Origin of the sequence: Mesorhizobium sp. ISC15 (assembly GCF_037162615.1) — a bacterium.
GTDB lineage: Bacteria > Pseudomonadota > Alphaproteobacteria > Rhizobiales > Rhizobiaceae > Mesorhizobium > Mesorhizobium mediterraneum.
Genome location: NZ_JAVSPX010000001.1, coordinates 345,948 through 355,000, shown reverse-complemented (window position 1 = coordinate 355,000; position 9,053 = coordinate 345,948). Strand labels below are relative to the sequence as shown.

The following is a 9,053-nucleotide window of genomic DNA, read 5'->3' as shown; positions in this document are numbered from 1 at the left end:
GGTGCTTGGAAAATCAGAGTAGCAGGGCAACCTGCTGCTGTGGTTTCCAAGTATCGATAATAGGTAACTTACCCTGAATAAAATAGGGGTAAAGTGGCGAACGCGGGGAACTGAAACATCTAAGTACCCGTAGGAAAGGACATCAACCGAGACTCCGGCAGTAGTGGCGAGCGAACCCGGACCAGGCCAGTGGCGATGATGAGACAAGCGGAACCTTCTGGAAAGTAGGGCCATAGTGGGTGACAGCCCCGTACGCGTAATGCAAATCATCGTCCTCGAGTAAGGCGGGACACGTGAAATCCTGTCTGAAATTGGGGGGACCACCCTCCAAGCCTAAGTACTCGTGCATGACCGATAGCGAACTAGTACCGTGAGGGAAAGGTGAAAAGCACCCCGACAAGGGGAGTGAAAGAGTACCTGAAACCGATTGCCTACAAACAGTGGGAGTCCAAGGTTCGTCCTGGGTGACCACGTACCTTTTGTATAATGGGTCAGCGACTTAGTGTGACGAGCAAGCTTAAACCGCTAGGTGTAGGCGCAGCGAAAGCGAGTCTGAACAGGGCGTTCAGTTCGTCGCATTAGACCCGAAACCGAGTGATCTAGCCATGAGCAGGTTGAAGGTAAGGTAACACTTACTGGAGGACCGAACCCATAACTGTTGCAATAGTTCGGGATGACTTGTGGCTAGGGGTGAAAGGCCAATCAAACTCGGAAATAGCTGGTTCTCCGCGAAATCTATTTAGGTAGAGCGTCGACCGAATACCCCAGGGGGTAGAGCACTGGATGGGCTAGGGGTCCTCACCGGATTACCAAACCTAACCAAACTCCGAATACCTGGGAGTACTAGTCGGCAGACACACGGCGGGTGCTAACGTCCGTCGTGAAAAGGGAAACAACCCTGACCTACAGCTAAGGTCCCCAAGTTATGGCTAAGTGGGAAAGGATGTGAGGATCCCAAAACAACCAGGATGTTGGCTTAGAAGCAGCCATCATTTAAAGAAAGCGTAACAGCTCACTGGTCTAAATAAGGGTCTTTGCGCCGAAAATGTAACGGGGCTCAAGCCATACACCGAAGCTTAGGGTTTGCAGCAATGCAAGCGGTAGCGGAGCGTTCTGTAAGCTGATGAAGCCATACCCGTGAGGGGTGGTGGAGGTATCAGAAGTGCGAATGCTGACATGAGTAACGTAAGGGGAGTGAGAGACTCCCCCGCCGAAAGTCCAAGGGTTCCTGCTTAAAGCTAATCTGAGCAGGGTTAGCCGGCCCCTAAGTCGAGGCAGAAATGCGTAGACGATGGGAACCACGTTAATATTCGTGGGCCTGGAGGAAGTGACGGATCATTGAGGTAGTCCAATCTTATCGGATTGAAAGGGCTGCTGCGTGGTTCCAGGAAATAGCTCCTCCTTATAGACCGTACCCGAAACCGACACTGGTGGACTGGTAGAGTATACCAAGGCGCTTGAGAGAACTATGCTGAAGGAACTCGGCAAATTGCACGCGTAACTTCGGAAGAAGCGTGACCCTTTTCCACGCAAGTGGAGGAGGGTGGCACAGACCAGGGGGTAGCGACTGTTTATCAAAAACACAGGGCTCTGCGAAGTCGCAAGACGACGTATAGGGTCTGACGCCTGCCCGGTGCTGGAAGGTTAAGAGGAGGGGTGCAAGCTCTGAATCGAAGCCCCAGTAAACGGCGGCCGTAACTATAACGGTCCTAAGGTAGCGAAATTCCTTGTCGGGTAAGTTCCGACCTGCACGAATGGCGTAACGACTTCCCCGCTGTCTCCAGCATAGACTCAGTGAAATTGAATTCCCCGTGAAGATGCGGGGTTCCTGCGGTTAGACGGAAAGACCCCGTGCACCTTTACTATAGCTTTACATTGGCATTCGTAGTGGCATGTGTAGGATAGGTGGTAGGCTTTGAAACCTGGGCGCCAGCTCAGGTGGAGCCACCCTTGAAATACCACCCTTATCACTATGGATGTCTAACCGCGGCCCGTTATCCGGGTCCGGGACAATGTATGGTGGGTAGTTTGACTGGGGCGGTCGCCTCCTAAAGAGTAACGGAGGCGCGCGATGGTGGGCTCAGAACGGTCGGAAATCGTTCGCTGAGTGCAATGGCATAAGCCTGCCTGACTGCGAGACTGACAAGTCGAGCAGAGACGAAAGTCGGTCATAGTGATCCGGTGGTCCCGCGTGGAAGGGCCATCGCTCAACGGATAAAAGGTACGCCGGGGATAACAGGCTGATGACCCCCAAGAGTCCATATCGACGGGGTTGTTTGGCACCTCGATGTCGACTCATCGCATCCTGGGGCTGGAGCAGGTCCCAAGGGTATGGCTGTTCGCCATTTAAAGCGGTACGTGAGTTGGGTTCAGAACGTCGTGAGACAGTTCGGTCCCTATCTGCCGTGGGTGTAGGAATATTGAAAGGATCTGTCCCTAGTACGAGAGGACCGGGATGGACGGATCTCTGGTGGACCTGTTGTGGCGCCAGCCGCATAGCAGGGTAGCTATATCCGGACGGGATAACCGCTGAAGGCATCTAAGCGGGAAACCCACCTTAAAACGAGTATTCCCTGAGAACCGTGGAAGACGACCACGTTGATAGGCCGGGTGTGGAAGAGCGGCAACGCTTGAAGCTTACCGGTACTAATAGTTCGATCGGCTTGATCGTTCTCATTCCTTATGCCCATCTCGGCGCAATCTGAAGGATTGTCGCCTGACACGATGGTCTTACCAGCGCTCACGCATGAGCGGCCCTTACGGGCCTATGCTCCGCGAGGGCGCCGGACGACCGGCGACGTGCAGTCGCACTTGCGGGCTTCGCCCGTAACGAACTGCAATGTCGCCTTGGCACAGAAAACAGCTTCTCGAGCAACGTGCGCTTTGCCGACCTGGTGGTTATGGCGGAGCGGCTGCACCCGATCCCATTCCGAACTCGGCCGTGAAACGCTCCAGCGCTGATGGTACTTCGTCTCAAGACGCGGGAGAGTAGGTCGCTGCCAGGTCTGCAAAACGCACGTTGAAAAAATCTTCTCCTTACAAAACAGGCCCGCCATACGGGAGCCCGGGCCGCGCAAGCGGCCCTTTCATTTGGCGGAACCAACTAAGCGCTGACTTGTTTCAAAAGTTGACGCGGGGTGGAGCAGCACCCGTCCGCCCACAAAGGCCAAGGCCTTGAGGACGGACAAACCAACAAGTCCGGGCTGCCCGGCCGGCATTCGCCGTTAAGTTGACGCGGGGTGGAGCAGCCCGGTAGCTCGTCAGGCTCATAACCTGAAGGTCACAGGTTCAAATCCTGTCCCCGCAACCAAATCAAAAACGGCCCGCTTCACGCGGGCCGTTTTGCGTTTGCGGCCCGGCACGGTCGAGACCCTGTTCACGCGGCCGGGGCATGAGCGCTGAGCAGGCGTTCCAATTCAACGGTAGAGTCGCGCAGACAGAATCGACAATCTAAACCGCAGCTCATGCCGCAACAATTGCGGTTTGGGCAAGCCCGCCCGTCTGCCGTCCGTCGGCGGTCTCAGAGCCGCGGACCCTCAGTCGAAACCTGCCGCGGTGCCGCCATAAGGGCGTTGCTCAATTCACACGGTTTTCCGACCCCGCCATCAGCGGTATCTCAAGCCCTCGCCGCAATCCCGTCGCAACGACCGACACCCTGAATTTTCCGGCGAGCGCCTTGTCGAAAATGGCGCCGACGATGATATCGGCGTCGGCGTCGACCTCCTCGCGTATGCGGGTGGCAGCTTCGTCGACCTCGAACAGCGTCATATCAGTGCCGCCCGATATCGAGACAAGGACGCCCTTGGCGCCCATCATCGACGCTTCGTCGAGAAGCGGGTTTGCGATTGCCGCCTCGGCCGCCTTCCTGGCGCGGTCCTCCCCGGTGGCTTCGCCGGTGCCCATCATCGCGCGACCCATATCGCGCATCACCGACTTCACATCGGCGAAGTCGAGATTGATCAGCCCTTCCTTGACGATGAGATCGGTGATGCAGCCGACGCCCGCGTAGAGGACACGGTCCGCCATGGCGAACGCGTCCGCGAACGTCGTCTTGGCATCGGCGATCCTGAAGAGGTTCTGGTTCGGGATGACGATGACGGTATCGGCGCTCTCGCGGAGCCGCTCGATGCCCTCATTGGCCGCATGCATTCGACGGTTCCCTTCGAACACGAACGGCTTGGTGACGACGGCCACCGTCAGTATTCCCGCGTTGCGCGCGGCCTGCGCTATGACCGGTGCCGCACCGGTTCCAGTTCCGCCTCCCATGCCTGCGGTCACGAAACACATATGCGTTCCCGCGAGATGGTCCATGATTTCGTCGATCGATTCCACGGCAGCGGCATGGCCAACTTCGGGCAGCGATCCTGCACCCAGGCCCTCCGTCACGTGAGCTCCCAATTGGATCAGCCGCGTTGCCTTCGACATGGTGAGCGCCTGAGCATCGGTGTTGGCAACGATAAATTCGGTGCCCTGCAAGCCTTCGGCGATCATGTTGTTGATGGCATTGCCGCCACCGCCGCCAACTCCGATGACGGATATTTTGGGCCTCATCTCGGAGATTACCGGCCTCGTTGCAGTGTTCATTTGCCGTCTCTCCCGTTGAATGCGCAAGCGCAGGGGTCGGTGGAAGGCTTGTTCCCGACGCACTGCAAGACTTTGGACAGTGAGCGAATCAGGACAGCCCAGCGTGCCTAAGGGAATCAGACGGTTGACTCGGCTGCAAGTGCACTATGCAAACTCGCGCATGTTACGCGCCATTGGTTCGCCGTCAGTGCTTCGAAAGTTGTCTGATGTCAGCGTCTCTGGGTAGGGCCGGGGCGATCTTCCTGTTCTACTTCACGCCGATGCCGGCCGTCAGGCCGCCATCGATCTTGTAGTCCGCACCAGTGCAGAACCCGGCTTTCGACGAACACAGAAAGGCGATGAGTTCCGCCACTTCCTCCGGCTCGCCGATGCGTCCGATGGGGTGGGCTTCGCCGAAGCGCCTGTAGGCCGCCTCGACATCGGCATCGGTGCCATTCTCGCCGCGCGCCGCCTTTTCCAGGATTGGCGAGCGGATCGAGCCAGGGCTGACGGAGTTGACGCGAATGCCGGAGCGTGCGTAGTTGAGCGCCAGAGAGCGCGTCAATGTGTGGATGGCACCCTTGGTCGTGGCATAGGCGGCGACGTTCTGCTGGCAGGCAAAGCCCTGCACCGAAGCCACGTTGACAATGGCGCCGCCGCCCCGCTTGATCATTTCCGGGATGCCGAAATGCGCGGTCAGGTAGATCGAGCCGACATTGACTGACATCGCCTGGTTCCAGGTGTCGAAATCGGTGCTGGTAGCGGTTCCATATGGATGGACCGCCGCGGAATTGACGATGATATCGAGGCCGCCGAACCGCTCGACACCGGCCGCGACCGCGTCGCGAACCTGATCCGGCACCGACACGTCGACGGCCATGACCAGCGCCTCGGCGCCGGAGCTGTCCAGTTCCGCCGTCATCGCCGCGTTGGCCGCGCGGTCGATGCCGCAAGCGATGATCGCAGCACCCCCTGCCGCGAGACGTCTGGCAGTTGCCAGGCCGATCCCGGTCGTCCCCGTCACCAGAGCGATCTTGCCGTCGAAATCCTTCATTGCGGAAAACTCCTTCATTGGTCGTCGGAAGCCGGCTTTAGTTTGACTTCCATTGTGGCCCAACAATACCTTTCTGTTCTGTTTTTATCGCAAAGGGAAAGTCTCAATGGAACAGTGCTGGCGCTGGTATGGACCGGACGATCCGGTGACGCTCGATCATGTTAAGCAGGCAGGTGCGACAGGCGTGGTGACGGCCCTGCACGACATATATGACGGGCGTGCCTGGCCGCTCGACAGCATTTTGGAGCGGAAGCGGATCATCGAGGCGGCAGGGCTGACCTGGTCGGTCGTCGAGAGCATTCCCGTTCACAACTCGATCAAGATCGGCTCGGCGGAACGGCTTCGCTATGTCGGCTTCTACAAGGACACGATCCGTGCGCTCGCCAAGGCCGGCATTGCGACGATCTGCTACAATTTCATGCCCGTGGTCGACTGGACCCGCACGGATCTGGCCTATCGGCTTCCGACAACGGGTTATGCGCTGCGTTTCGATGCGATCGATTTCGCCGCCTATGACCTGTTTGTGCTGAAGCGCAGGAATGCCGAGGCCGGCTACAGCGCCGCCCGTATCGCCGAGGCGGAATCGCGACTGAAGGAACTGAGCGACGAGCAGATCGACAGGATAGAGCGCAATCTCATTGCCGGCCTGCCGGCGACCGAGCGCAGCTATAATCGCGAAAGCTTTCGCGAGGCATTGGCGGAATATGACTCGATCGGGCCGAAGGAGTTGCGCGACAATCTTGCCTGGTTTTTGCGCGAGATCATTCCGGTGGCCGAGCAGGAGGGAGTGCGCATGTGCATCCATCCCGACGACCCGCCGTTCTCGCTCTATGGCTTGCCACGGATCGTTTCGACCGCCGAGGACGCGCGTTTCATCCTTAACGCCGTCGACAGCCCGGCCAATGGGCTGACGTTCTGCACCGGCTCCTATGGCACGCGCGCCGACAACGACATTGTCGGCATGGTCAGGGAATTCGCCGACCGGATCCATTTCGTCCATCTGCGCAATGTAACCATCGAGGATGACGGCTCCTTCTACGAGGCCGAGCATCTGGAGGGCGGCACCGACATGGCGCATGTCATCCTCGCTTTGATGCAGGAAGAGACGCGCCGTCGCAGGGAAGGTCGCGCCGACTGGCGGATTCCGATGCGTCCCGATCATGGCCATTTGCTCGCCGACGATATCGGCAAGACCAAGATCAATCCCGGCTACTCATTGATCGGCCGCCTGAAGGGCCTCGCCGAGCTGCGTGGCATCATGCGCGCCGTGGAGCGTTTTGGGCTGGCCTGAGATCGCCAAACAGGAAGCCCAAACGTAGTTTTCCTATGTGAAAATATCTTGCGCAGGTAAAAATACCTGCTAGTAATCTCGGATCGGGCTAGCGCCCGGTTCGGGAGGAATTTTTCAGGAATGACAAGGCTGCGCGGTCTGGCGTGGGATCATCGACGCTGCTGGGGTCCGCTCGACGCCAGCATCGAGACGTACTGCTCCGACAATCCCGGTCTGGAAATCGAATGGGACCGCCGCAGCCTCTACGAGTTCGGCGAGGGCGTGCTTGGTCCGGTGCTAGGCACCTACGATCTGATCGTATTCGATCATCCCTTTATCGGCGACATCGCCGACGGCGAGTTGATGGTGCCGTTCGACGGCTATTTGTCGGTGGAGCAGCGCCGCTTCTTCGAGCACGACTCGGTCGGCGCGTCCTGGCGATCCTATGCACGGAACGGCCGCCAGTGGGCACTGCCGATCGATGCCGCCTGCCAGGTCGCCTCCTATCGCCCGGATCTCCTGGAGCGCTACGCAGCGGTGCCCACTACTCATGAAGAGGTGCTGGAGCTTGGCCGTCGCGTGCGCAAGGACGGCAAGTGGCTTGGCCTGCCGTTCGTGCCGACGGACGCCATGTGCCTGCTCTTGACCCTCGGCCATCCGCAGGAAAACGGCGAGGAATTCATTGCAAGGGACAGGGTCGAGCAGGCTGTCACGCAGTTGCGTCAGCTTGTCGAGTTGTCGCATCCGAATTCGTCGAAATGGAATCCGATCCGCTGCTATGACCACATGATCGCGCATGACGATGTGGTCTATGTGCCGTTCGCCTTCGGCTATGTGAACTATGCCTCGAAGGCCGACAGGCCGTATCTGCGTTTCGCCGATGTGCCGACCCCGCGATCCGCTGGCGCCTTGCTCGGCGGCGCCGGTATCGGCGTCAGCGCCCGGTCGAAGCAAAAGCAGGCGGCGATCGACTACGCGCTTTTCCTGTGTTCGCCCGAGTATCAGCGGGGTGATTGTGTGAGGTCGGGCGGACAGCCGGGATCGCTGGCGGCGTGGAAGGACGCCGAAGTCAACGATCTTTCCGGCAATTTCTTCAGCTCGACGCTTGCGACGATCGAAGCGTCCTACCTGCGCCCAACGCATCCGGGCTTCATCACCTTTTTCCGCGAATGCGCTCCGCATGCGGCCGCTGCCATCGCCGGCGGCATGCCCGCGACCGAACTCGCGGATCGGCTGAACCGCCTCTACCGCGAGACCAGACGAGGCCAACCGGAACGGAGCGTCGCATAATGGCCGCCGACATAGCCCAGATCGTCGAAGAAGGCGAAAGCGGCCGCAACGGATATCGCGTGCCGGCGGTGGAAAAGGCGCTCGACGTTCTCGAGTTCATGGCGTCCAGTGCCGAGCCGCTGACCCAGACCGAGATCGCCGCCGGCCTGGGGCGTTCCATCCATGAGATATACCGCATCCTGCTTCTGCTGGAGAAGCGCGGCTACATCTTCCGGACGCAATCCGACCGCTTCCGCCTTTCGCTAAAGCTGTTCGAGCTGGCGCATATGCATCCGCCGGTAAACCGGTTGGTCGAATGCGCCCTGCCAGTGATGCGCGAGCTCTCGGCCAATACCGATCAAAGCTGCCATCTGGTTGTTCGCGAAGGCGAGAGCGCGCTGGTGGTGTTGCAGATCGATTCGCCTTTGCCGATGCGCTACTCGGTCGCGCTCGGCTCGCATTTCCCGATCCTCGAAACGAGCTCCGGCGCAGTGCTGCTCGCACATTCGAACCAGGCCGAGCGCGACCGCATCGTCGAGCGAATCGTGGCTGCCGGCGAGGGGCAGGGTACGCGGGCCGAAATCGAAGCGCGGCTGAACGAGGTCGCAAGGCTCGGCTATGAGATGCGCCCCTCGTTGGCCGTCGAGGCCTGCACCAACGTCTCAATGCCGGTGCGCGATCACACCGGCGCGGTCATTGCCGCGCTCACAGTCCCGTTCCTACCGCAGAAAGCCGCGCGCTTCGATCGCGAAACCATCTTCGAACGGGCGAAAGCGGCAGCCGAGACGATATCGGCGGCGCTGGGCGCAGGTGAAATCATCGCTTCGTCACGTGCCGACCCGGAACGGCGGGACTATCCGTTCAGCAACTAAAAAGATGATAAATAGGGAGAAGAAG

5 protein-coding genes, 1 tRNA gene and 2 rRNA genes (1 of these 8 only partly in view) are annotated in these 9,053 nt (G+C 59.3%); 6 read left to right on the top strand and 2 right to left on the bottom strand.

Annotated elements, in window-relative coordinates; genetic code table 11:
- From RPG13_RS01765 to RPG13_RS01755, 3 genes are all read left to right on the top strand, one after another.
- A 23S ribosomal RNA gene (locus RPG13_RS01765) occupies positions 1–2,671 on the top strand; it begins 136 nt to the left of the window's first position.
- A gap of 219 nt (positions 2,672–2,890) precedes the next feature.
- Positions 2,891–3,005: ribosomal RNA gene (gene rrf, locus RPG13_RS01760) — 5S ribosomal RNA — on the top strand.
- Between the two features lie 228 nt (positions 3,006–3,233).
- Positions 3,234–3,310 (top strand) — tRNA-Met (locus tag RPG13_RS01755).
- Between the two features lie 266 nt (positions 3,311–3,576).
- Here RPG13_RS01755 and ftsZ read toward each other — a convergent pair.
- Complete coding sequence (gene ftsZ / locus RPG13_RS01750; protein WP_095488178.1) at positions 3,577–4,584, bottom strand: cell division protein FtsZ; 1,008 nt, start codon at positions 4,582–4,584, stop codon at positions 3,577–3,579.
- A 247-nt stretch (positions 4,585–4,831) separates the two neighbouring features.
- The gene (locus RPG13_RS01745; protein WP_337124299.1) at positions 4,832–5,617 is read right to left on the bottom strand and encodes an SDR family NAD(P)-dependent oxidoreductase; all 786 of its coding nucleotides are present in this window, start codon (positions 5,615–5,617) and stop codon (positions 4,832–4,834) included.
- A gap of 106 nt (positions 5,618–5,723) precedes the next feature.
- Between RPG13_RS01745 and uxuA the strand changes: the two genes are divergently transcribed.
- From uxuA to RPG13_RS01730, 3 genes are all read left to right on the top strand, one after another.
- Positions 5,724–6,908, top strand: coding sequence for a mannonate dehydratase (uxuA, locus tag RPG13_RS01740; protein WP_337124298.1), 1,185 nt, complete (start codon positions 5,724–5,726; stop codon positions 6,906–6,908).
- A 120-nt stretch (positions 6,909–7,028) separates the two neighbouring features.
- Positions 7,029–8,177, top strand: coding sequence for an ABC transporter substrate-binding protein (locus RPG13_RS01735; RefSeq protein WP_337124297.1), 1,149 nt, complete (start codon positions 7,029–7,031; stop codon positions 8,175–8,177).
- Positions 8,177–9,028, top strand: a complete 852-nt coding sequence (locus tag RPG13_RS01730; RefSeq protein WP_292651148.1) for an IclR family transcriptional regulator — start codon at positions 8,177–8,179, stop codon at positions 9,026–9,028. Before RPG13_RS01735 ends, RPG13_RS01730 begins: the two co-directional genes overlap by 1 nt.
- Positions 9,029–9,053: the final 25 nt, after the last annotated feature.